This window comes from Chlorogloeopsis sp. ULAP01 (genome assembly GCF_030381805.1).
In the GTDB taxonomy this organism is placed as follows: domain Bacteria; phylum Cyanobacteriota; class Cyanobacteriia; order Cyanobacteriales; family Nostocaceae; genus Chlorogloeopsis.
Genome location: NZ_JAUDRH010000002.1, coordinates 89724 through 113632, shown reverse-complemented (window position 1 = coordinate 113632; position 23909 = coordinate 89724). Strand labels below are relative to the sequence as shown.

The window sequence follows — 23909 nt, the reverse complement described above, 5'->3', positions numbered from 1 at the left end:
AAGAACAGCCGAGTTGAGAGGTTAGCATGGTTCAAGCGACAGAATATCTTTATGTTGTTCGGGATGATGAGATTCTACATGGAGAACCCATTATCCGAGGAACTCGTACACCCGTCAGAGCAATTGTCGAAACTTGGCGAATGGGCATAGCACCAGAGGAAATTCCCAAAGGAATGCCACATCTGACTTTGGGGCAAGTCTTCGGAGCATTAACCTACTATAGCGACCACCAAGACGAAATTAATCAATATATTGAAAAAAATCGCATTTCTGACGAATTGATCGATCCATTGGTGAGAGATTTGTGAGTAGTATATTCATTTGTCTGTATTTGGATGAGGATGTCAATGTATTGGTAGCCGACTTGCTTGAAGCAAGAGGTTTTGATGTCATTACTGCACGAGATGCAGGGCAACTTCACGCAACTGATGTAGAACAACTTGCCTTTGCTGTAAGTCAAGCAAGAACTCTTGTTACTCACAACAGAAATGATTTTGAGGAACTTGTACAGAATTAATTTAATTGGGAACAGACGCACTACGGAGTAATTTTTGCTGTTCGTCGTTCTCCTCAAGGGATTGCACAAAGATTACTCGCTATTCTCAATCAAGTTACCTCAGACGAGATGCAAAATCAGGTTTGATACATCTAGTGGCGATCGCGCATCAGTCGGGTGCAGATCGCATTCTTCTCACTAGTGCTTGGGATTTTCAATCGGGCGATCGCTTCCTAGACAGTTTTCCCCTTGCTCTTGGAGCAGAAACTGGTATTGGTATGTGAGCGATCGCACTTCACTTGCTGCTATCTCTACGAGCATGACCTTCCAGTGTATCTCAGCACGTGATTCTAAATCATGGAGAGTCAATATCCAAATACAAGCCCAGAGTGTGTTTAACAGTTTATGTTTCCCTCAGGGGTGATCGCATCTACACAGTTTTATGCACTTCGACTTGGAAGTCACCGACATTTTGGTGGAGGCAAAGTACCTATAAATTGTCCCTCATCCCATAAGGACGCTCCAAGCCAACCAGCTTCTTCAGCATCCCCCCTAATAACTCTCCTGCGAATAAGAGTGTATTAATAAACCGCTCAACTGGGATACCCCATCTTAATCGAATTATCAGTGGAGAAATTCCCCCACGTCCATTGACTGAGGAGCAAGTAGAGAAGTTGCTGAATTTGACTGAGAAGGAAATAGAAGAAGGACAAAAGTCTGCTGAGTTATGGAAGAGGGAATAGAAGAATCGCTGAATTCTGATGTCTCTCCTCTAGATTAGGCGGTATAACGACCAAGATAAGCGGCGGCAGACAAGTTCGAACTCATTACCATCAGCTTTCAACCGTCCGCTGCATTTGAATTGTTGTGTTGCGTTTTTACCGATACCACAATGATCGCTCCCAGATTTTCTCAAGAACGATCGCTGCTTGTCTATTCAACCGTGCATCTTTTAGCAGCGAGTCCATTTATAGGCTGACAGAATCTTGCTAATGACATGGCAGCCGGAAAACTCATACCGTCACTACAATTTTGCCAGCCGCATGATTGGATGCCATCACACGCATTGCTTCAGGTAGCGATTCAATGCCTTGAAATTTGCGATCGATGACGACTGGCAGGGAGCCATCACTTAACCCACCAGCAATAAACTGTTTAGCGCGGGCAAGCGCTTCCTCATTTCCAAGCGACCCCAAGTTGCGATTTCCAGTAAAATCAAACACTTTGTAAACCCCGTGAAATTGAACGCTGCGGATTGCCATTGGCAACCACGGAAAAAGTCCCAAATTCTCAGTATCCAGTAGACCATAAACAATCCAGTGACCCCGAATTTTTGTTGCCTGTACTAATCTTTCACTCAGTCCACCTGCTACAGCATCATAAACAACATCTGCCCCCTGATTCTCCGTAATGTTCATCACACGGGCAACCAAATCTTCTTCTTCGGTAGCGATCGCATCATCAGCACCTGCCCTCAGCAATACATTACGTTTCTTGCTGGTTCGTGTTGTGGTAATCACCTTTGCACCCATTTTCTTAGCAATGGCGATCGCCGCCAAGCCAGTCGTACTGGTTCCTGCTGTAATTAACACCGTTTGGTAGGGTTGCAGATGTGCCAATTCGACCAGTGCAAAGTATCCGGTGAAGTAGGCAAACGCAAAACTAGCGCCTTGTACTGGCGTAAAGTTCTCCGGGGTTTTGATCAAACCGCGCACAGGTAGAATTGCCGTTTCACCAAAGTTGGCGTAGTCGCGGATGGAAAAGGTAGGAATGGAACTGACGCGATCGCCCACCTGAAATTCGGTCACATTTGCTCCGACGGCTTCTACGACACCTGCAATTTCATAACCGACACGCGCAGGTAATGTTGGTGCTTCAACATAGTTGTTTGCCATCCACAACAGATCGGCTCGATTCAAACTCATCGCTTGAACTCTGACCCGTACTTCACCTGCACTAGGCTCCAACAGAGGTAGACTCTCTAGTTGTAGAACGTCAGGATTACCATACTGATGGAAACGGTAAATTCGTGTTGTATTCATCATGAAGCTCCTTGTGAATAGATTTAACCAACTTGGAGGTAAAACTCGATAACGCTAGCGTTCAATCCCCTGCACGATCGGCTCAGGACGAATATTGTGTGCCATCGAATAGCCCCGCCCCCACAAGTAAATTGCGAGATCAAGGGTGTTATCAGCAACTCCGAAGCGAGTCACTTGACCGTTCTGGATAGTCAGAATAAACGTTTCAATTGATGTTCCTTCTCGACCTGTTGGTTTGAGATCGAAAAAGGGTTCAACGTGCTTCCAGTTTAGATTCACCGTCAAAAAGGCGCGATCGCCACCATCAAATTCATCAACTAAGTCAATCCGAGGTTTGAGCGCCTTTACAAACTCAGCACCAAAAGCTTTTAACGCATCCAGTCCTTGACCACCCCAGTAAGCAGGGCTATAAATTTCTACATCTTGAGCAATCACCGCATCCCAACGCTCGAACTCTCCTCTTTGGAATCCTTCATAGATTTCACGAATAATCGACATTTGCCAAACCTCTAGAGTTGTTGTGTGGTGTATCGTGCTGGCTCAAACTTCATACTTCTATGTTCAGGGATGCGATATGATTTGTCCAATCGATTAATAATATGAGTTTCATTCATCAGGTGAATCATGGAGTCGATTCAGCATTTCTCATTGGCAGGGATTGACCTCAACCTCTTGGTCGTATTCGATGCCTTGATGACTGAGCAGCACCTCACTCGTGCAGCAGAGAAAATTGGATTGAGCCAACCTGCAACCAGTAATGCCTTGGCTCGACTCCGCAAGCTATTCAAAGATGATCTGTTTATCAAAACTTCTAAAGGAATTACGCCCACACCGAGAGCGATTGCGCTGGCTGTTCCGATCCGTGAAGCGCTCACCCAAATCCAATCAGTGGTCAGTAGCCAGCCAGAGTTTGATCCAAAAACGAGCGATCGCGTTTTCCGAATCGGGATGGATGACTATACCGAAATTGTATTTTTATCTAAGCTTCTACAAGAACTTAGTCACATAGCTCCAAATGTGCGGGTTCAAGTCCGTTCTAGCACCTGGCAAAAAGCACCAAAATTACTGGATGCAGACGAAATTGATTTAGCATTAGGATATTTTCCAGAGTTTTCATCCTGGCATCAAAAGCAGACGCTTTACTTAGAAACATTCATTTGTGTTGCTAGTGCTGAACGTTTCAAAAAGCGTAAACGATTGACGATAGAGGAATACGCTAGTGCATCGCATTTACTGGTTTCACCTAAAGAAGACATGGTAGGGATGGTCGATGAATTGCTAGCACAGCAGGGTCTGAGCCGAATCGTTGCTGTATCTGTCCCCAACTTCTTGATTGTACCTTTTGTTCTCGTCAGTACAGAGCTAGTTGCTACTATACCGTCCCAGATTGTGGCAACCTTAACTCAAACTTGGAATCTCTATGCTTTCCCCTTGCCGTTTGAGATGCCAGGGTTTTCAGTCGATATGCTGTGGCATAGTAAGAGCGATCGCGATCCTGGACACACATGGTTACGCGAACTGATTACACGGTTATGCCCAGAGTAACTTATGCCTGCTACCAACAAGTAAGCTTCAGACTACTGACCTCACCATGACTTAAGCAGCCCAACGGTTGTGTTCAGCGGCGATGAGTAACCTTTGCATTACCACCGAGACTTCCAAATCGTCCGCTGCAACACGGTTGTTAGCCCGTGATAGTTATGGAGGACTGCTCACGTGCCAAGTCAAATAGCTGAAGATTACCATCTGTCCAAGAAACATGAATCTTACATCCATAGATTTTCCAGTTCTTCTGAATTTTCATAAGTTGGTAATCATACCGCCCTCCGACTGCCCATAAATTGCCGCCACGCTCATTTGGTAGAAAATGCTGGGCTGCAAAGTTGGCTGTACAAGTTGCTTTATCTCCGTCAACTGTAACAATGTGATTAGCCGTAAGGTGTTGAATGGCCCGAAACCCCGCATGGTTTTTGCGAACATTCTCAACCAATTCATCGGCAGATGAAGGCATAACCGCACCAAAAAGTGCTGAGTAATCAAAATTAATCTCATCGGTCAAGCAGTCTCGCATTGCTGCGTAGTCACGACTATCAATGCTTAATACAAAACGATTGAGAGTTTGGATAATATCTGCCTGATCAATAAGCTTTTGAATGACTGAATCTTTCACTGTATTGTTATCAACCATGCGATCTCCTAACAAATATAAGGTTAACGCTGAAAAACGGGTGACTGTGATAGACCAGTCTACCCGCGCTTAAATTTGTTCTACTTAGGACACTCCAGCACCCGCTGATTGAATCAAGACGTTGGGATAATATCCTTTTGGCTTCAAGCCGACAGGCTTACCTCCATGCAGCATTCCTTGAATTTCTGGCTCGAAGAAGCTGTAGGGGAATTGAGGTTCAGGGTGACTGATTGCTTCAAGGCGATCGTTCAATTCGGTGGGAATCTCAAAATCTAATGCTTTGAGATTGTCCTCTAATTGCGATAGCTTCGTCGCCCCTACAATTACTGAGCCAACACCTGGTCGATTCGCTGTCCAATTAACTGCAACTTGAGCCATACTTCGATCCAGTTCTTTTGCCACATTTTCCAGTTCCGCCACAATTTTCCAGTTTCGCTCTGTAAATTTTTGAAAGGCTGGATTTTGGCTGTCTTTGAGGGCTTCCAATCGCCCCTCTCCAGTGAATGAACCCTCACTTGGTTTATATTTGCCGCTTAAAAGCCCGCTCGCTAAAGGACTCCAGACCATTACTCCCATCCCAAGTTCCAACCCAAGTGGGACAAACTCGCGTTCAATGCTTCGTTCAACGAGAGAATATTCCAGTTGCAGAGTACTAAGCGGCTCGTAACCACGCCACTCGGTAAGCGTTTGCGCTCTTGCAGCATACCAAGCAGGTGTGTCACTCAATCCTATATGCCGCACTTTGCCAGATTGAACCAGATCATCAAGAGTTCGCATGACTTCAGCCGCAGGTGTGATTTGATCCCACGTGTGAAGAATGTAGAGGTCAATATAGTCGGTTCCTAGTCGTTTCAGTGAACCTTCCACAGCCCGCAGAATATTTTTGCGTCCATTTCCACCTGCATTTGGATTCCCCGGTTCAGCATTGTAGCTAAACTTGGTTGCAATGACGACGCGATCGCGTAATCCACGTTCTGCAACAAATTTGCCAATCCAAGACTCGCTTGTTCCGTTTGTGTACAAATCTGCTGTGTCAATGAAATTACCACCTGCATCAACATAGGTATTAAATAATTGACGCGCCATGTCTTCATCGGCTCCCCAACCCCATTCGGTTCCAAAGGTCATCGCACCTAATGCCAGCCGACTGACTCGTAACCCAGAACGTCCTAATGTGTAATATGCGTTGAGAGACATGAATGTTGCTCCGTTAACCTCGTTTTTGTAGAACCTGCATCAACGGTTCACATTCATCAGAATAAGTTGAGACAGTTATCGAAGACTTGAACGATCCGAGCAGGTTTTTGAACAAAATGACCATTGTTCAGCTTGCAAAAATTGTCTTCGGCGTAACTCCAAAAATTCGCTTGAAATGACGATGCAGATGGCTCTGATCAGCAAAACCGACTTCAGCCGCAACTTCATTGACAGAAAAGCCACCAGAGAGCAAAAGTTCTTTTGCCCGATTGATTCGTAAGTTGATCAAGTACTGATGAGGAGCCATTCCTGTTGCTTGCTTAAACAGGCGACGCAAATGGGATGGGCTAAGATTAACAGACTGAGCTAGCACCTCTAACGAAATGTCCTGGTCGAGGTGAGCGTGCATGTAATCGATCGTACGAGAAACTTGCTCCTGGGTTAGGCGCTTAGGCGATCGCGCTTCGCGAAACTGAGTCGTGTAGGTTCTCAGCAAGTGAACAGCTAATACATTAAGCAGCGAGTCAATGTAAAGCTGACCACCAGATCCACCATTCTTTTGTTCGTCTAGAAGCCATTGACTGATTTGAAGAATTTTCGCATCGTCAGTATGAGCGATATTGATCAATTCATGGGAGCAATGGGACTTTGTGTCTACCTGCTCTGCAACTTGTTCAATTAATTGAGGTGATATATCAAGTCGAATAAAGGAAATGGCTTCGCTCCATCGGCAAGAAGCCATGCTGCCTGCTGAGTGAATGTTAATACTGCCTGCTTGAGCAAGTCCTTTGAATCGAAGGCTGTCAGCCCGCTCCACTACTTCGACTGGCTGTGGAGTCGTGTGGATAACAATTAGGTGGTTAAACAATGATTCAACCACAAGTTCTTGGGGGGCAACGTTGTGAGCTTGAAAAATTGCTAAATCTTGCCGATGAGTCTGGGTAAGATTCAACACTGGTTTGTCATCGTTTGCCTGATCTGACTGCATCTCCCCTCCTAATGACCTGTGGTGTACAAGACCTAGAACTAAGATTGTACTAGGTCAACACTAAGGTTCTTAAAAGAGCAGTCTGCTTGTCAACACTCATAGAGATAGAGTCTGACAAATCGTTCTTTACCAGCACATTTGGTAGTTTGTCTGTCTCTTGAGCATATCGCTTCTTCAGGGTTTCTACTGAAGCAAGATAAGTGCGAAGGCTCTTTTCCCATTCGTTAGTAGCGTAGGTTCGTAATAGTTCGAGTGCGCTCTCCTCGATCTGGCACACTGTTTTAAGACTATTGATAGGACGGCTCGGATTATCTGGATTCGCAACTATTAAAGCTGCATCCAAAAATTGATCCACCGTCTGACGGCGAATTGTTTCTCGTGTGTTAGGCTTGTAAGTTTTGCCATAATGTTGAGCCATAAGGTCCATCATTGGTGTAATTCCCATTAAAGGGGAAGTAGCCGATCGCCAAGGTTCATTTGGCTTCAAGTCAAGTAGTGCAAGCAGCGTTAAGGCAGATCGTTCGTTCAACTGTGCTCGTGGAAAACCCAACTCCAATAAGATTTGTAGCGCTCTAGGAACATCTTTCGGAAGTTACGGAAATATGTTCCATTACAAAAAGTTCGCGGGGTAATTGCTACAAATTCCCCTCCTGATTTTAGGAGTTTTGCCGTAGCAGCCATAAAACCAGTATAAAGATTGCTAGTTTCCAAACCTATGGCACGCAACAATTTACGAACCTGAGAGTGAGCATTAATTTTTAAATAAGGTGGGTTGAGGATAGCATGGGTAAATTCTGCTTTGTTTGCTCCATTCAACAAACTAGGCTGAAGCAGACTGACTGCATCTGCAATAAAATCAGTCTCACGAATTTCATAGTTGAAGGAAATGCCGACATTTTGACATACCCTCTCACATAACTCTAAAGTCTGATGTAAATATCCGATTAGGAAGGGTCAATTTCGTAGGCGACAACACGTAACTTCGAGGTGTACTTTTGATGTTGGCATACCCTTGCCACAAAAGCGGCTGATAATGAACCAATTCCCGCTCCTGCATCAAGCAAGGTTATTTCAGAATCCAGTTTATCAAACATCCCAGCCATTAATTCCGCTACTGGAGCGGGAGTCAAAAATTGACCCATTGAACTCTTTTTGTCCTTTGTTAGCTTTAAATTTGCTACTGTTCGACGGAAATCGACTTCTGCAAGTAAGTTCTTACTCGATAGTTTCGCCAAGGTGTGGAACTCTAAACTACTGGCATGGCTGATGGGATGTTCACTGTTTGTCTTCACGAGCTTGAAATGAACGGATGTCTTGATAAAACTGCTTTAAGTAGTTTGCATCTACACCAATTCCCCACAAAATTCCGATATAAACGTAAATTGTGATCGCTTTTAGTGTACCCAGCATACCACGCGACGATCTGAACCATGAACGGAAACCACTACCCGCATTGATATCTAAAATTGCATGATGGCGCTGCACTTGCGCAAAAGTGAATATGTGATCGCGGATGCATCTGCGCTGCAAGTGGCGCTTCTGTTTCTGTTAGTTGAGTAAGACGTTGGTCGAATAAGTCCATACTTAATGAATAGCACTCAGTTCAGGTAAAACCCATACTATTTCATCACATCTTCCCTCCTGCCTCCTGCCATCTACCCTATCTTTTCTCCAAAGTTTCGATAGTCAACATTTGAGGAGGAGTAGCATCGGGTGGGTAAAGAAAATCCACTTTTACCAATCGTCGTTCGCCAGGAGCCATTTTTAATTGGGTAAGTGGCTCTCCCATCTGCCCTCGTTGCTGAACTAAATGCCAATATTTAGTTCTGGGTAAGCCTTTATCGTCATTGTAGCGAATACGTACAGTACCTCGAAAAAAGACTCGTGGTTCGGGTGGTGACAAGAAGCGCAGTCCTGGTTTGCTTAATTCGTCTTCTTTAAGAGGTGTTTGAAACAGCACATTTACTGTCTGAGTAGCATCCGTATTATTGATTAACGGTAAAGAGATATTGTATTCAATGCCGTAGTTGCCGTGAGCTTCGTAAGCAGTGCCGGGATAACGCACTAAAAGTTTGGCACTTTGGTTTTGTCCGGTACCCATTTTACCTGCAAGGAGGGTACTCAAACCGTAGGAAAAAGCTTGTCCGGCTTGGGGAATCGCTAAGTATAGGCTATTGGCATCGGTAACTTGTGATCGCCAGCGAGAACCAAGGGCGACGGCTGCTACCCGACCGTAGATTTCCGGCCCTGTTAGGTTATCGGGAGGGCTGGGGGCTGGTTCGCGCGGCCCGGCGAAATCCCCATTTTCCAATAGATTCTGCCATTCTTCTAAAGAAGGCGATCGCTCACTGCCATCTTGATTTTGTTTGGCAAACATGGCAAGATTAGCCATATATACTGGCCCGTTACTGCTTAAACGCAAGAGAGTAGAGCGTCCGTTTAATGGTGGCGTCAGAGGGCGTACTGGAATGGGATGATTCATCAGCATCCGGCTCTGTTTTGGCGGAATTACCAATTGATCTGCCCATCCTTGCTGGCGTCTTCCCCGCAGCACTTCATTCATGACGCGATCGCCCGGCCCGGCGTAAATATTTCCCAAGGTATTATCTAGCATGGGAGGAAGTTTGATAAAAGGCGCATCGGGCTGACTCACATAACTGGCTGCTTGTAATATGTTTACAGTTACAGGGCGATCGCTTGGATTATAAACAATCACCCCCAAGTGAAGAGTGCGCAAATCGTCGGGAGTTTCAATTGCTCTGGCAATATGGTGAGAAAATAAATCAAACCGTCCCTGAAATGGAAAGTTGAGGTGAGCGGCTGGCACTTTTTTGCCTTGTGGGGGAAATGTGGAGAGTAAAATGCCTTCAGTCTTAACCACTTCTGGGTTATTACTATTAAACACGGGTACTGAGTCGAGTTGACCGGGTAAAGGACGTGTTTGTTGGGGGTAAAAAATTTCCTGTTGTAGTATTGCGGAAGATGGAGCTGCTTGAGCTAAAGGCAAATAGGGAATAAAGTTGAACATTAATTTAGATACTTTACTTAGATGCTTTTACAATTTCTTGAACTAGTAAAACTGATTTTACAGGTCGCTTAATCGGATTGCCTTGCCGATCTACTTTTCCATAAAAAAACTTACCTTGATAATAAAGAGAAGAGGAACTTCCCCCATCTAAATTCATTGCTTTTTCAGCACCCAAACTTTTCATCAAATTAGCCACTGCTGGTAAAGACATCCCTGAGTTAGTGGGAGAATCTGACTTTTGGGCAACCATCACCAAAATAATAGTGCGATCGCTCTTAATCCCCACAGCCGTTCTAGCATTGGGTTGGTTGCTACCAATTGCATCTCTTTTGTTGATTGGATCTACAAAGCCTTCTGGCTCTAATGTTAATTGTGGCAATAACTGGGGGCCAGCACCCAAGGCATCTATTAATTGGCAACCGGGCAGTGATTTTTCACTACGCAATACGATATCATAGCGAATATTTTGTCCGCACTGATATCGGCGGAATTCTGTACGATTAAAAATTTTATCAAGGTAAGGTTTGAGATTAGGATTATTTATGAGGCGCTCATTATTTCTAGGATTGGCTACCAGTTGCTTTTGCAGTACAACAGTTGATGTAGTTTTTTGATTTACTGGATCGAAAAAACCACCGTTTAAGATAGCTAAAGCTTTATATTGTGTTGTAAATTCTTCTAAGTGAATTAGTTTTGTTGATAATGCAGGAACGATTAAATATTTGCTATTGGGAGGAATTAAGAGAATGTGAACAATACTTTGCGGTAATATGCGCTGCTCGTACCGGATATTTTTGAGTTGTGAAGAATTTTGTATTGGTACTACCTCACTTCTGAGTCCAAACTGTTGTGATGAATTCCATGCCAACAACAGCATCATCGAAGTAATTAATTTTCCTCCCAACAAGTAGATTTTTTTCACTTACCTAACCTAAAATTTTAATATTTTTATCAATAACACGAAAAGCCAGTATTTTTAGCCTGTATAGGCAGGCTTTGCTTGTATAGCCTCACCCTTATAGGGTGTAGGCGCAAGATATGATAAATGAAGAATTTATTCTGGCTTCTGAATTCTTATTGCGATCGCTGCCGAGAGTTAATGCTCCCACGGCTGAGGCACAAGGGTTTGCACAGATATGGCGATCGCTAACTGGTCAATCGTATAAATTGAAGATGGCAACGCGTGCGTTTCAACTAGAAAGCGATCGGTTATCAACCTGTAGGTGATTGGAATAATTACAGCTTTGTGGAAAAGGCGTAATGTGGCATGAACGCAATCAGCAAAATCCTGCCCATAACTGGTTGCGTTCACTGCTGATTGAGGTATGTGAAAGTGTTTAAAAACATGGGTGAAACAGCACCGTTGTTAGGAAAAAATTAGGCAGCTAGAGTTACCAATTTAGCAGTTCCATACTTCAAGTTATGCTTAACTTAGCGCCATTCGGTCTTAGTACTATGTTATTAATCTAACTCATCAGGATTAACACCCAACTGACGCAAGCGTTCAGCTAATTGTTCATTTGTAAGTATTTGTTGATATGTAAAAATAGGAGAACAATTGTTGTTAGAACAGCAACTGTATCACATAGCATCATTAATAATTTTGTAATAGTGATTGAGTGTGGTTTTTCTCTATGCAACTGGAAGATTATTTCACAGTACTTGCACCTTATGATATCCGGCTCAAAGGAACCCGCATTGGCATTGAGACTATTTTGTACGATTACATCTATCGCGCGCGCACGGCTGAAGAAATTGCTCAAACTTATTCTTCATTGACGTTGGAACAGATTTACGCCACGATTCTTTACTATTTGCATAATCGCAAAGCAGTAGATCAGTACATGACAGATTGGATTGAGCATGGAGAAAAGATGCGGACACAACAGCGTCAGAATCCATCGCCTGCCAGATTGAGATTGCAACAGTTGAAGGCACATCAATCAGCGGTTTCCTCCTTTAATGCCCCTTAAGTATCTATTCGATGAAAATGTTGATCCTGAGTATGTGCGCCAATTGAGGCGGCAAAACCCAAATTTGGTGGTGCGAATGGTAGGAGAACCTGCAACGCCAACCAAAGGAATCCTTGATCCAGAAATTTTGGTTTGGTGTGAAGCAACAGGGTTTGTTTTGGTAACGAATAATCGGCGATCAATGCCTGTCCATTTGATGGAACATATTGCTCAATGTCGGCACATACCAGGTATTTTTATTTTAAATCCGAATTTAAGCATGGGTGAGACTCTAGAAGACTTGATATTGGTAGCTGAGGCTGCATTAGATGATGAGTACCAAGATAGAATTGAGTATTTACCCCTGACCTGGTAGTTTTATGAAACTTATGTAGCGATGTAAAAGGCCTATGTTACTTCATCAGGATTCATGCCCAACTGACGCAAGCGTTCAGCTAATTGTTCTGCACGTCGTTTCGCTTGCTCAGTTTCTTGTTTTGCTTGCTCAACTTCTTGTCGTGCAGCCACTACTTCCTCTTCCGGGATAGGAATCAATTCCCCGTCTAAGGTACACCACCGCAACCACCACCGCTCAATGTTACGAAAAGAACCTTGCCATAATCTCAAACTCAAGCCTAATTCTGGCATTAGCAATCTCTCTTCGGTAATAGTCATGGGTTCATAGTGACCGCCAACTAAGTGAAATCCCTGAAGTTCATTCGTATAGCGACTAAAAACTACATAGTAGGGAACCCGGAGAATCTGCTCATACACTTCCCATTTTGTAGGAGGTTGCCCTACTTCAGTGTTTGTTTCGCCTAAATCTTCGGCTTCTGTACCTGGAGATAACAATTCAACGACAACAAAGGGATTTACACCTTCTTGCCAAGTTACATAGCTCAAACGTAAATCTGTCCCTGCATATAATTTTGGCACTCCCACTACACCAAACCAATCGGGACGTTTGTACCGCAAGGGATGGCGAACATCGTAGTAGAGATTGAGATCGGCGGCGCTGTAAACTAGTTCGGGATTCCAATTTACAGGTAAAAAGGTTAAAAACAGTAGTAACGGTTGTAAAAAGTGAAAATCGTCTGGCAAGCCGGGTTCCTCAGGGTTCTCGCTTGGTAAATCATACATTGTCGGCAGAGTTTGCTGAGGAGGAAGCGGGGGAATAGATTGGGAAGTCATAGGCGTAAATCGGCATCTCACCCATGATGCTACATTCAATTCAGTTTAAACTGTTACTTCATCATAGTCAGATATAGTTTTTCCAAATTTCGGAGTGAAGATACACGAAACCCTATTAAACCAATCAAAAACATACATATTGCACAGATCACATATAACATTGCTATTCCCGCACCAGTGCCAGTCCCAAATATTCCTCCTAAAATACCAACAAGGCTACCTCCTTCACTAAATGCAGGTACAAACACATTATCTGCTAATGGCCCTGCAATCAAAACTGAGGCAGCTGAAGCTAATTGTAAAAGAAGCGATCGCGCTGCAAAAACCCGTCTTTGCACATTAGGAGCAACTTTTGCTAACCAAATCGCATTATCCGAACTACCACTGAGGGTAAAATCGGTTAGTTAATGCTTATATGGCACTGTTAGTGGTAATCGAGTGATGCACAGAGTGTTTAATTGATTAAGTAAATTTTCAGGAAAATAGAAATTTCATACACTTTCTAGCAAATATTTAGGAAGCTCATCTAATAATTTATTTACTCCCAAAGGGCCATATACCCACCATAAATATGGATCTACTATGTACGCTCGCTTATTTTTAACTGCGTTTAGTGAAGATAAAATACCATTAAAATGAGATGATAACTTTTCTTTGTTGCCATTTACACTCACAAAAAATAGAATGTCAGCATCATATTTATCAATAACTTCTATATTAAATAAGACAGAATCATCAGGATTTATAGGTCTATGTGGCATATCTAAACCAATGTCACTGAAAATCTGAAAGTATATGATGTCGCTTCTTTGCAATTCAAAAGTATTACCTCCCAAATATTCAATAATAGAAACTTTCGATTGAGCTAGATTATTATTCACTAATATTTTCTGTAATTCTTTAATTCGCTCTTGATATTGAAGGAGAATTTTTTCTGCTTTTTCTTCTCGACCTACTAGTTGAGCAATGAATCGAAGGTTATCCTTAAAAGAATGTCTGACTCTGTTAAATTCTATTGGTACTGTAGGGGCAATTTGTGATAACAGTGTGTAATTGTTACTATCAAAGGGGTCGTTGAATGATAAAATTAAATCCGGTTTGAGCTTAAGAATTTTCTCTAGAGAAGGTTGACCTCCATTTCCAACTATCTCAATTCCTGCAAGCTCATCAGCAGACAACCCACGAAAATTTACATTTACTTGTTTGGCAAAGGTTACTGTACCCACTGGTTTGATACCAAGAGCTAACAAGGGATCTACGATCCAGGCGTCCTCTAATGCAATAATGCGTTGCGGTTTCAAGGGAATACAAGTTTCACCTAATTTGTGTTGAATTACTCGACACTCAGAAGTGGCTAATTGTTTTTTTGAAATATCAGGTTTCTGAGTAATTGAGCTATAACAAGCTGTAATTAAAAGGAAGGAAAAAGCTACTAAAAGAAATAACTTTTTCAATCTATGCGTTGGGTTTCTCATCAAGCTCGTTTTGAGGTAGTTCACAAAATTGAACTGTGTTATGGTGTGTCATTGAATTAAAGATTAACCACAAAGCCAGTTAAAACTCCCAACTGATAGAACCAATGATTGTAAAGGGTTCGGTTCTTTGAACATACGTCCTGCTGAAGGCAAATGCGGCAGCGTCTATATCAAAGACATTACGCACATTAATCGCTGCATTAAAACCATCTCTCCGGTAATAAAGCGCTGCATCGGTACGGAAGTAATCGTCTAATTCAAAGGAATTATCCAAATCTCCTTGCCGCGCACCCACATAAAATAGCCCTAAACCAAATCCCAAACCTTTCAAATCACCCTTCTGAATCTCATAGGTTGTCCAAAGACTGACTTGATTCTCTGGCACGTTTGGCAATCGATTACCTACCGGAAAAGTTTCATCTTCAGTGATTTCTGCATTGGTATAGGCATAGGCAGCAGTGACTTTCCATCCAGGCAAAATCTCACCTGTAATATCTAACTCAATTCCTCGGCTGCGTTGCTCCCCGGTTTGAATCGAACGTACAGGATTAGTTGGATCGTCTGTGACAACAGTTGTGAGAACATTTGTCTTGGTGAGTTGGTAGGCTGCTAAGGTTGCTGAAACCCTGCCGTCTAGAAAATCGGTTTTAACACCGACTTCATACTGAGTTCCCCTCGTCGGATCAAATTTGACATCCGGATTCACATTATCAAATCCAGAGATAGGGTAAAAAGACTTAGTGTAGCTAGCATAGAGAGAAACTTCTTCGCTGGGCTGATACACTAAACCGACACGGGGGCTGAAGGCACCATCATTCTGTGTTGGAAAAACAACTACGTCTCCCCCTATATTAACATCTGCTTCAAAGTCAGTTGAAACCCAATCATAGCGACCGCCGATTAAGAATTTCAAATTATCACTGAAAGCGATCTGATCCTGGAGGTATACACCGTAGGATCGCCTCACGAAATCAAAGTCAGAGAATGTACTACGTGTCGAAAATGTAGGTGTTGGAATATTGTAATTTGGATTGCGGATATCTAAAGGAGGTAGAGGTGTATCGGCATTAATACGATCGCCAATATTACTAAAGCGGTTGAAATCAAAACCCGCTAAAATCTGATGGGAAATCGATCCGGTATTAAACTTCCCAAGCAAATCGATCTGTCCAAAATAGTTGTTTCTCTGAAATTGAGCTCTGGAAACATCGAACCCTTCCAAAAAGCGATCATCTGTGAGTGTAAAACCCGTAGCTCCATCTTCTGCAAAACTAGTCAGACTGACAGCAACATTATTCCGAATCTGCCAGCGATCGCTAAACTTGTGGTTGAGGATGTAGCCAAATTTTTGAGAGGTGGCATCGACCGACTGTAAACTAGGATAGTATGTGGCAAAGTTGCGGGGTGTTAAACTGCCATCGCTTAGAAACACAGCAGTAGAAAGACCAGCAGCAGGATCGGCAAAAAAGTGAGTGTACTCATAGTAAAGATCTAGATTTGTCCGATCTCCCAATTTAAAAGTGATTGAGGGTGCGATCGTCGTCAGTCTTGTATCGGAAAAACCTTGAAAATCACTTGAACCTTGATAGCTGGCAATAAACCGATAAAGTACCTTTTTGTCAGTATCTAAAGGCCCTGATAAATCGATGCTGGGCTGATAAAATCCGTAATTTCCTGCCTCAAACCCAAGCCTGTAATAGGGTTCACTCAGGGGCTGTTTAGTGATTGTGTTGACAATCCCACCCGGCTCCCCAGATCCAAACAAAACTGAGGCGGGGCCTTTAAGAACTTCCACTCGTTCGATCGTCCCAATGGGTGTCAGGGTGTAGAAATCACCATCTGGCAAACCATTTCGGAAATTTACAGTCCCCGAACCCGCCTGGTCAAATCCTCTGATAATTTTGAATGTAATCGGCGCACCACCATAGATTCTAGCACCACTAGCTACACCACTGACTGTTTCCAGCGCCTCAGTTACAGTTCTGACGTTGCGATCTTCTAGCACTTGTCGCGGCACTACCTGAATCGATTGAGGAATATCACGAATCGGCGTGTCAGTTCTGGTGGCAGTTGACGCATCTAACACGTTATACCCATCTTGCTCTCCGGTTACCACCAACTCAATCGGCTCATCTGGCTGTGCTGCTGGTTGTTCTGACCCCTCCCCTTCCCCTCCCCTTGGTAAGGGGAGGGGTGCCGCAGGCGGGGTGGGGTTTTGTGCCACTTCCGCAGATGTTACCTCAAAAACCAGCCCTACATTATCATCAAATAACTCAACCGTTGGCAATGCCTTCTCACCTACCACTGTCACTCGTACAGTATTGTCATCAATATTATTAACAACTATCTCAGTGATTCCCGTAATTGGTTTAGAGGAACGAAATATAAAAGCCTCTCCCGACGGTAAACGCAACTGCGCACCAGATACATCGGCAATAAAATTGTTACCACTACTGCGATTTGTGACTTGCAGTTGAGTTCCTTGAGTTGTCTCTAAAATTATTTCCACATCTTTGTTGGTAGGATTAGCTTTCACCCCTGTGATTTGTACAACACCCCCCTTCCGTCCCCCCTTGGTAAGGGGGGAAACAGGGGGGTTAGTTGGCGTGGGTGACTGTACTAGTAATCGTTGAGCACTAGTGATAGGAATTTCCAACTTACTCAGTTGGGGAATTTTAGAATCTCTCTGCTGTTGTGGAGTTGGAGAGGTGACATATGTAGATTTAGATTTATTTTCTTCATTCCCTGATTTTTCCGCCAATCCAGGCTGAATAGAAACAATACCTAAAAATCCTGAGAGACTAACTACCAACCACAAACGAATACCGACAGACAACTGCCAACCCTTCATAACAGCTCCTGAAAATAACTCCCCACGCTTGAAGCAAAATACAAAAATCCCTCAACCTGCTGAAAAAGCTGACTCAGAAAGATTTGTGTACCTGGGATTATTGAAAATAGTTTTTGTTTACTTGGTAAAGCTGAGTATATAAAAGAGCTAGCAATGGAATCTACTCACAAAGGGTATCTAATTTACTCACAAAGGGCATCACGCTATTTTATTACCTGTTAAACACTGCCTTGGTGTGATGCAGAACCGACGTTTAAAGGCAGCAGCAAAGTGTCCTGGGTTAGAATAACCAACTTGATTGGCTACTTCTGTAACGGTAATGTTTCCTTGTCGTAGTAACTTTTCTGCATACTCCATGCGTTTATCGGTTAGGTAGCCAAATACTGTTGTGCCAAAAAGTTCCGGAAATCCGCGTTTGAGGGTGCGAGGACTTACCCCTACCATCGTGGCTAATTCTAATACTGATGGGGGATTTTCTAAACGGGAGAGTAGAATTTCCCTTGCGTGATGAAGTCGGGAGATAGTTTTTGGCTTGAGGCGTGGTGGCGGCAGCCTTTTATCATCTGCAATCAGTGGAGCTAACTGTAATGCCATCCATTCCAACACCTTTCCTTGCAAATATACCTGTTTGGTGATGCCAGAAAAGGGACAGTTGATAATCTGTTGCGCGATTCCCTGAAGGGCTGGAGTCGTTTTCAGATAAAGTATCTCCTGCCAATCATTATCCCGTGCAAGCATTTTTAACTGAGGAAGTATTTCTCCATCTTCTCCAAAGAAAAAATTTGCCAACATTGAGGGTGGCATCAAAATTTGAACGCCTAAAATATGTTGAAATTTCTCAGTCTCCTCAGTCATTTGAGGTTGAATCCCACCACCAGAAATGAGTGTGTATCCTTCCCCAAATGTTCCGTAGTCGCTTTTCCTTTTTCCTGAAAGTAGAACATTAAAATGTAAGGGATGTTCGGCAACAGGTACTTGACAACGGACATCATCGTGATATTGCCAATCATCAATTGAAAGCCAGAGATTTGGATATACCTCAATCTCTCTGACACAGCCTTTGCCTAATTGTCTAGATATTTGAGAAATAGTTTCAAATTTTTCTACATTTTGCAAGCTTTGACGTTCAGCTTCTTCGTGTAGCTCATCTTGTTCTTTCAGTGTTAAAGTAATGGTCATTGCTTGTGTTACGTCACTTTGGTATCTTAAATAGATGATAAAATTTTTCAATTAAAAAGGGAATACTCATACGCGATCGCCTAGCGCACCTTCCCATGCAAATACATCCGCCTTGTGGTTTCGGGATAAACTAATGTCTGCAATTTAATTCAGCAACGCCGATTCTCAATGTTAAAGCCTAACTCTGTTACTTTCGCCGACATCGAAACTGCTGGCAAGCGTCTTGCTAGTGTTGCTCACCGTACCCCGGTTCTCACCTCAACAACCGTTAACCAACGTACCAATAGCCTAGTCTTTTTCAAGTGCGAAAATTTTCAACGCACGGGTTCTTTTAAATTTCGGGGCGCATACAATGCGCTTTTTCAACTACCAGAAGAACAAAAACAAAAAGGCGTTGTGACTTTTTCATCGGGTAATCATGCCCAAGCGATCGCCCTTTCTGGAAAATTGTTAAATATTCCCACCACCATCGTCATGCCAGATGATGCCCCCGCAGTCAAGCAAGCGGCTACTCGTGGTTACGGAGCTGAAGTCATTTTGTATAACCGTGAAAAAACAAACAGGGAAGAATTAGCCCAAACTTTAGCACAGGAAAGGGGTTTAATTATGATTCCTCCCTACGACCATCCTCATATAGTAGCGGGACAAGGTACAGCAGCCAAAGAACTAATTGAGGAAGTCGGTGAATTAGACTTACTGTTAGTGTGTTGTGGGGGTGGTGGGTTGCTTTCCGGTAGTGCGATCGCCACCAAAGCCCTATTGCCCAATTGTAAAGTGATAGGAGTAGAACCGGAATGCGCCGACGATGCTACTCGTTCCTTTCACAGCAAAACTCTGCACACTGTAAATAATCCAGATACGATCGCTGATGGTGTGCGTACTCCCAGTTTGGGTAAAATTACTTTTCCTTTGGTATTGCAATACGTAGATGATATGGTGACAGTATCTGAGGAGGCAATTATTCGCACCATGTTCTTTTTGTGGGAACGCCTAAAAATAGTTGTGGAACCGACTGGAGTCTTAGCTGTAGCGGCTTTACTAGAAGATGTGGTTAAGGCACCAAGTGCGAGAATTGGTGTGATTATTAGTGGTGGGAATGTGGATTTAATACAAGCCAGTAAATTGTTTTTCTTATGATTTACAACGGGAGGTAGCAAACTGTACCCAAATATTGGAATGGAAAGTTCTCGCTTAGTCAAAATTAGTAAATATCTCAGCAAACACCTGCGTCACCAACCCCATCGCCTTGGGATTAAACTTGCTCCTGGTGGTTGGGTTGCGGTTGATGAATTATTAGCAGCTTGTCAAGAACATCAGTTTTCTATCACTCGCGCAGAACTAAATGAAGTTGTTGCCAACAATGATAAAAAACGCTTTTCTTTTGACTCCACAGGCACTTTAATTCGTGCTAATCAAGGACATAGTATTGAAGTTGATTTGCAACTAGAACCAGTTGTTCCTCCCGATGTACTTTATCACGGCACAGGACACAAAGCTGTTGAGTCAATTCTGCAAACAGGACTTTGCAAAATGTCGCGCCATCACGTCCATTTATCAGCAGATCTGGCGACAGCAAAAATTGTGGGTGCAAGACACGGAAAACCTGTGGTGTTTGTGGTAAATGCAACAGCAATGCATGAGGCAGGTTATATTTTTTACTGTTCTGAGAATGGAGTTTGGTTGGTGGATTACGTGCCACCGGAGTATTTACAACAAATTGGCTAGTGGATGAAAAAGAGACTGTTTTCATAACACTAGCATGATCTAAAGTTAATGCAACCATAGACAGATGACAGAAGAACTAATGTGTAATTTGTTATGGTTACTCTGGTTGTAGAAAATAGTATGGTCAAAATACTTTTGAGCAATATTGCTTATTGACAAATATTGCATTATATCAATCATTGATGATATATAAAATACCCTTTACTGATATGAGTTTTTATCAAAAAAATTTAGATGATTTGCAGTAGAAGCTTTTTATTTTTAAGCAATTTTTTGGTATAGTAAACAGTTAGTAACACTCTTTAATAAATTTCTTTTTTTACGGTCACTATTTACTTGACAGAAAGTGACAATGTTCTGCTTTGAAATTTTAAAAGCGTGCATATATAATTGAGTCATCTTAGTTTTTACGACAGGCTTGACTCAGATCTACTAGAATCTCATAGCAATCAGTTGATTGCTACTGTCTGCAAACACTCTTAGTTACTTACTTTTAGCCACATCCATTGTTTTAAGTTTCAAACATAGTTGCTAATCAAGGTTTTCAGTCTACTGAATATTTAGTAGATGGACTAACGACTGTTCTTATCCAGCTTCAAGGTTCAAGAGTAATGTGCAAGCCATTAAATCCTAACTTAAACGTCAATCTCGGTTGTAATCTGAAGTGGAAGCCGGGAGATGGGCAAGAGGAATATTTCTTTACCCCTGAAAATCTTAGAAGTAGAAGCCGACAATAAGTTCTGTCAGTAAAATTTTCTCGACGCAAAAAATTTCATTTCTCATATTTCATTCTCATACTCTGAGAAGACAAGCCATCTATTTGTATTTCTTATAATGGTTTTATTCTTGGCAGAGTAAAGATTAGGGTTTTGTCTTTTATTGATAAAACCTTAATTGATGCTGCTTGTGGTTAAATTTAATTACTTCTTCATCTGTCTAAAGAATGAAATTTAAATATGGCATTACCTACCAAATATTGCTGAAATTTTTGGTACACATTTGGTAAATTAATGTTATGTTTAGAAATGTAAAATTCAGGATACGCGTTGAGCAATTTAGTTAATTGCTCTAGGTTTTTGTGATCAATTCCCAATTTCGATAAAACCCTATGTCCGCAATTTTGTCTGGGAAACAGGACTCTCTCATCGAGGAACAGTATGAAGTATCCGTGCTATTGAGAAGCGAAATAAGTTTTGAATTTCAGTCAATACTTATGTAATTACTGTTGGGCTGTATAGAATACAAAGTGCGCTCTGACTAAAAGTGTGGATTTGGATAGTCAACACGCTAGTTTCTCAATAAAATAGATAGTCCTGGTTGCCCTAGCAATGAACTTCTTTGTAAGAGCAAAGAAACTGTAGATTGAGGTTGGGAATTGCAAGTAAGTAATTTGTAACAGTAGAGATATTAGTCTCTGTAAACCCCAATTCATAACTTGGATGGGAATAAATTATTCGGTTTTCAATCACTAAGGATCAAAAAATCATGAGTATAGTTCAGGCAAAGCTAGAAGCTACTGAATCTGCTTTTCATGTTGAAGGTTACGAGAAGATTGAATATAGCCTCGTTTATGTGGATGGAGTTTTCAATCTCCAAAATCCAGAATTGGCTGAATGTTACAAAAGCTTTGGACGCTGCTTGGCTGTTGTAGATGCCAATGTTTATAAATTCTATAGCAGCAAAATGCAGGAGTATTTTCAGTATCACGGCATTGATCTGACGGTTTTTCCGATTACTATTACCGAACCAAACAAGACTATTCAATCTTTCGAGAAAATTATAGATGCTTTTGCAGAGTTCAGGCTGGTTCGCAAAGAGCCTGTACTTGTGATTGGTGGTGGACTAACTACAGATGTCGCTGGTTTTGCTTGTTCAGCTTACCGTCGCAGTTCCAATTACATTCGCATTCCTACAACTCTCATCGGTTTGATTGATGCCAGTGTGGCTATCAAGGTTGCAGTTAACCACAAGAAGCTCAAAAACCGTTTAGGTGCATATCATGCTTCTAAAAAAGTAATACTTGACTTTTCCTTCCTGCGTACCTTACCCACAGATCAAGTACGTAATGGGATGGCAGAACTAGTAAAAATTGCTGTGGTTGCAAACAAAGAAGTTTTTGAGTTATTAGAGGAGCATGGCAAAGATTTGCTGGATACCCACTTTGGGCATCTGGACGCAACAGAAGACATCAAGGAAGTAGCTCATAAACTTACCTACGAAGCAATCAAAACCATGTTGGAGTTGGAAGTTCCCAACTTGCATGAATTAGATCTTGATCGGGTGATTGCTTACGGTCATACTTGGAGTCCAACCTTAGAACTTGCACCCCGCGTACCTATCTTCCACGGTCATGCAGTCAATATAGATATGGCTTTATCTGCTACGATCGCTGCCAAAAGAGATTATATCACAATCCAAGAACGCGATCGCATCCTGGGATTGATGAGCCGTCTAGGACTTGCTCTCGATCATCCCCTCCTAGATGAAGAATTGCTGTGGCGTGCTACCCAATCCATTACCTTAACAAGAGATGGCAAGCAACGTGCTGCTATGCCCAAACCGATTGGTTCTTGCTTCTTTGTCAATGACTTGACTCGTGAAGAATTAGCCATAGCTTTGGCTGAACACAGACAACTGTGTGCAACCTATCCCCGTGGTGGTGATGGTATAGATGTATATCCAGTTAACTATCAGCCAGAGCCAGAACTTGTGGGAAGTGAAAAATAATGACTAATGTTGTAGAAAAACCTACCGCCAGACCTGTAACACCTGTAGGAATTCTGGCACAGCAGTTAGAAAGCATAGTCAAGAAACTCGATCAACTTCCAGACTTGCCTGCTGATCTCAAAGAAAACCTCAATCAGGCATGGCTTTTGGCAGCAGGCTTAGATCCATACTTAGAAAAATATACCACCGATGAATCACCTGCTCTGGCTGCCTTAGCAAAGAAAACTGCCCATGAAGCCTGGACGCAACGCTTCAGCGAAGGAGCAACAGTACGTCCGCTAGAACAGGAAATGCTCTCTGGACATGTGGAAGGGCAAACCCTAAAAATGTTTCTTCACATGACGAAAGCTAAAAGAGTGCTAGAAATCGGTATGTTTACTGGTTATTCTGCACTAGCGATGGCAGAAGCACTACCAAGCGATGGAGAACTGGTAGCTTGTGAGGTTGATCCGTATACAGCAGAGTTTGCTCAAGCAGCCTTTAGTCAATCTTCCCACGGGAGTAAAATCCGTGTAGAATTGGGTGCAGCACTGGAAACTTTAAATAGATTGGCTGCGGCTGGAGAGACATTTGACTTTGTGTTCATAGACGCTGATAAGCGGGAATACGTGGAGTATTTTCATAGCTTGTTGGATAAGAATTTGTTAGCTCCAGAAGGATTTATCTGCGTAGACAACACTCTTCTGCAAGGACAGGTATATCTTCCTGCAACAGAACATACTCCTAACGGTGCAGCAATTGCCGAATTTAACCGCGTTGTTGCTGCTGACTCTCGTGTCGAACAAGTGCTATTGCCTTTGCGTGATGGCTTAACGATTATTCGGCGCTTAAGAGCCTAGTCCATAAACTTGCTTTCAGCCTCACACGCCT

At 42.6% G+C, this 23909-nt stretch carries 27 protein-coding genes; 11 read left to right on the top strand and 16 right to left on the bottom strand.

Features of this window, described 5'->3' with window-relative positions; genetic code table 11:
- Positions 1 to 26: 26 nt before the first annotated feature.
- From QUB80_RS04060 to QUB80_RS04050, 3 genes are all read left to right on the top strand, one after another.
- Positions 27 to 308, top strand: a complete 282-nt coding sequence (locus tag QUB80_RS04060; RefSeq protein WP_289788222.1) for a DUF433 domain-containing protein — start codon at positions 27 to 29, stop codon at positions 306 to 308.
- On the top strand, positions 305 to 517 hold the full coding sequence (locus QUB80_RS04055) for a DUF5615 family PIN-like protein (RefSeq protein ID WP_289788221.1): 213 nt from the start codon (positions 305 to 307) through the stop codon (positions 515 to 517). The genes QUB80_RS04060 and QUB80_RS04055 overlap by 4 nt, the downstream gene beginning before the upstream one ends.
- A 122-nt stretch (positions 518 to 639) precedes the next feature.
- Positions 640 to 780, top strand: a complete 141-nt coding sequence (locus QUB80_RS04050; RefSeq protein WP_289788220.1) for a hypothetical protein — start codon at positions 640 to 642, stop codon at positions 778 to 780.
- A gap of 729 nt (positions 781 to 1509) precedes the next feature.
- Here the strand turns inward: QUB80_RS04050 and QUB80_RS04045 are convergent.
- Both QUB80_RS04045 and QUB80_RS04040 read right to left on the bottom strand, forming a co-directional pair.
- A complete protein-coding gene (locus QUB80_RS04045; RefSeq protein ID WP_289788219.1) occupies positions 1510 to 2541 on the bottom strand; it encodes a zinc-dependent alcohol dehydrogenase family protein in 1032 nt (343 codons plus the stop codon).
- Between the two features lie 51 nt (positions 2542 to 2592).
- On the bottom strand, positions 2593 to 3036 hold the full coding sequence (locus tag QUB80_RS04040; RefSeq protein ID WP_289788218.1) for a nuclear transport factor 2 family protein: 444 nt from the start codon (positions 3034 to 3036) through the stop codon (positions 2593 to 2595).
- Between the two features lie 126 nt (positions 3037 to 3162).
- Here QUB80_RS04040 and QUB80_RS04035 point away from each other — a divergent pair, with 126 nt between their 5' ends.
- Positions 3163 to 4083, top strand: a complete 921-nt coding sequence (locus tag QUB80_RS04035; protein ID WP_289788217.1) for a LysR family transcriptional regulator — start codon at positions 3163 to 3165, stop codon at positions 4081 to 4083.
- 139 nt (positions 4084 to 4222) lie between these two features.
- Here the strand turns inward: QUB80_RS04035 and QUB80_RS04030 are convergent, their stop codons facing one another.
- The 9 genes from QUB80_RS04030 to QUB80_RS03990 form a co-directional block, all read right to left on the bottom strand.
- A complete protein-coding gene (locus QUB80_RS04030; RefSeq protein WP_289788216.1) occupies positions 4223 to 4726 on the bottom strand; it encodes a nuclear transport factor 2 family protein in 504 nt (167 codons plus the stop codon).
- An 84-nt stretch (positions 4727 to 4810) separates the two neighbouring features.
- Entirely contained in the window at positions 4811 to 5923 is a 1113-nt protein-coding gene (locus QUB80_RS04025; protein WP_289788215.1) for an aldo/keto reductase, read from the bottom strand.
- 127 nt (positions 5924 to 6050) lie between these two features.
- Complete coding sequence (locus tag QUB80_RS04020) at positions 6051 to 6911, bottom strand: helix-turn-helix domain-containing protein (protein WP_289788214.1); 861 nt, start codon at positions 6909 to 6911, stop codon at positions 6051 to 6053.
- 49 nt (positions 6912 to 6960) lie between these two features.
- The gene (locus tag QUB80_RS04015) at positions 6961 to 7440 is read right to left on the bottom strand and encodes a hypothetical protein (protein ID WP_289788213.1); all 480 of its coding nucleotides are present in this window, start codon (positions 7438 to 7440) and stop codon (positions 6961 to 6963) included.
- A complete protein-coding gene (locus QUB80_RS04010) occupies positions 7437 to 7727 on the bottom strand; it encodes an Eco57I restriction-modification methylase domain-containing protein (protein WP_289788212.1) in 291 nt (96 codons plus the stop codon). Before QUB80_RS04010 ends, QUB80_RS04015 begins: the two co-directional genes overlap by 4 nt.
- 128 nt (positions 7728 to 7855) lie before the next feature.
- A complete protein-coding gene (locus tag QUB80_RS04005) occupies positions 7856 to 8203 on the bottom strand; it encodes an N-6 DNA methylase (protein WP_289788211.1) in 348 nt (115 codons plus the stop codon).
- Positions 8187 to 8441: a hypothetical protein gene (locus QUB80_RS04000; protein WP_289788210.1), complete on the bottom strand. Its 255-nt coding sequence runs from the start codon at positions 8439 to 8441 to the stop codon at positions 8187 to 8189. The genes QUB80_RS04005 and QUB80_RS04000 overlap by 17 nt, the downstream gene beginning before the upstream one ends.
- Positions 8442 to 8571: 130 nt before the next feature.
- Entirely contained in the window at positions 8572 to 9939 is a 1368-nt protein-coding gene (locus QUB80_RS03995) for a DUF3370 domain-containing protein (RefSeq protein WP_289788209.1), read from the bottom strand.
- Positions 9940 to 9952: 13 nt separating this feature from the next.
- Positions 9953 to 10861, bottom strand: a complete 909-nt coding sequence (locus QUB80_RS03990) for a phosphodiester glycosidase family protein (RefSeq protein ID WP_289788208.1) — start codon at positions 10859 to 10861, stop codon at positions 9953 to 9955.
- 116 nt (positions 10862 to 10977) lie between these two features.
- Here QUB80_RS03990 and QUB80_RS03985 point away from each other — a divergent pair, with 116 nt between their 5' ends.
- From QUB80_RS03985 to QUB80_RS03975, 3 genes are all read left to right on the top strand, one after another.
- A complete protein-coding gene (locus QUB80_RS03985; protein WP_289788207.1) occupies positions 10978 to 11166 on the top strand; it encodes a hypothetical protein in 189 nt (62 codons plus the stop codon).
- Between the two features lie 407 nt (positions 11167 to 11573).
- Positions 11574 to 11912: a DUF433 domain-containing protein gene (locus QUB80_RS03980; RefSeq protein WP_289788206.1), complete on the top strand. Its 339-nt coding sequence runs from the start codon at positions 11574 to 11576 to the stop codon at positions 11910 to 11912.
- The gene (locus QUB80_RS03975; protein WP_289788205.1) at positions 11902 to 12267 is read left to right on the top strand and encodes a DUF5615 family PIN-like protein; all 366 of its coding nucleotides are present in this window, start codon (positions 11902 to 11904) and stop codon (positions 12265 to 12267) included. Before QUB80_RS03980 ends, QUB80_RS03975 begins: the two co-directional genes overlap by 11 nt.
- Before the next feature lie 32 nt (positions 12268 to 12299).
- Here QUB80_RS03975 and QUB80_RS03970 read toward each other — a convergent pair whose 3' ends face one another.
- The 5 genes from QUB80_RS03970 to QUB80_RS03950 form a co-directional block, all read right to left on the bottom strand.
- Positions 12300 to 13082 (bottom strand): Uma2 family endonuclease, encoded by a 783-nt coding sequence (locus tag QUB80_RS03970; protein ID WP_289788204.1) that lies wholly within the window; start codon positions 13080 to 13082, stop codon positions 12300 to 12302.
- A gap of 53 nt (positions 13083 to 13135) precedes the next feature.
- Complete coding sequence (locus QUB80_RS03965; protein WP_289788203.1) at positions 13136 to 13420, bottom strand: hypothetical protein; 285 nt, start codon at positions 13418 to 13420, stop codon at positions 13136 to 13138.
- A gap of 153 nt (positions 13421 to 13573) precedes the next feature.
- Positions 13574 to 14581, bottom strand: coding sequence for an iron-siderophore ABC transporter substrate-binding protein (locus QUB80_RS03960; RefSeq protein ID WP_289788202.1), 1008 nt, complete (start codon positions 14579 to 14581; stop codon positions 13574 to 13576).
- 55 nt (positions 14582 to 14636) lie between these two features.
- Positions 14637 to 17408: a TonB-dependent siderophore receptor gene (locus tag QUB80_RS03955; RefSeq protein WP_289788201.1), complete on the bottom strand. Its 2772-nt coding sequence runs from the start codon at positions 17406 to 17408 to the stop codon at positions 14637 to 14639.
- 198 nt (positions 17409 to 17606) lie between these two features.
- On the bottom strand, positions 17607 to 18587 hold the full coding sequence (locus QUB80_RS03950) for a helix-turn-helix transcriptional regulator (RefSeq protein WP_289788200.1): 981 nt from the start codon (positions 18585 to 18587) through the stop codon (positions 17607 to 17609).
- Positions 18588 to 18755: 168 nt separating this feature from the next.
- Here QUB80_RS03950 and QUB80_RS03945 point away from each other — a divergent pair, with 168 nt between their 5' ends.
- The 4 genes from QUB80_RS03945 to QUB80_RS03930 all read left to right on the top strand — a co-directional run bounded on the left by QUB80_RS03945 (position 18756) and on the right by QUB80_RS03930 (position 23878).
- Positions 18756 to 19724, top strand: coding sequence for a threo-3-hydroxy-L-aspartate ammonia-lyase (locus QUB80_RS03945; protein ID WP_289788199.1), 969 nt, complete (start codon positions 18756 to 18758; stop codon positions 19722 to 19724).
- 39 nt (positions 19725 to 19763) lie between these two features.
- A complete protein-coding gene (locus QUB80_RS03940) occupies positions 19764 to 20312 on the top strand; it encodes an RNA 2'-phosphotransferase (RefSeq protein ID WP_289788198.1) in 549 nt (182 codons plus the stop codon).
- 1485 nt (positions 20313 to 21797) lie between these two features.
- A complete protein-coding gene (locus QUB80_RS03935) occupies positions 21798 to 23039 on the top strand; it encodes a sedoheptulose 7-phosphate cyclase (RefSeq protein ID WP_289788197.1) in 1242 nt (413 codons plus the stop codon).
- Positions 23039 to 23878, top strand: a complete 840-nt coding sequence (locus tag QUB80_RS03930; protein ID WP_289788196.1) for an O-methyltransferase — start codon at positions 23039 to 23041, stop codon at positions 23876 to 23878. Before QUB80_RS03935 ends, QUB80_RS03930 begins: the two co-directional genes overlap by 1 nt.
- Positions 23879 to 23909: the final 31 nt, after the last annotated feature.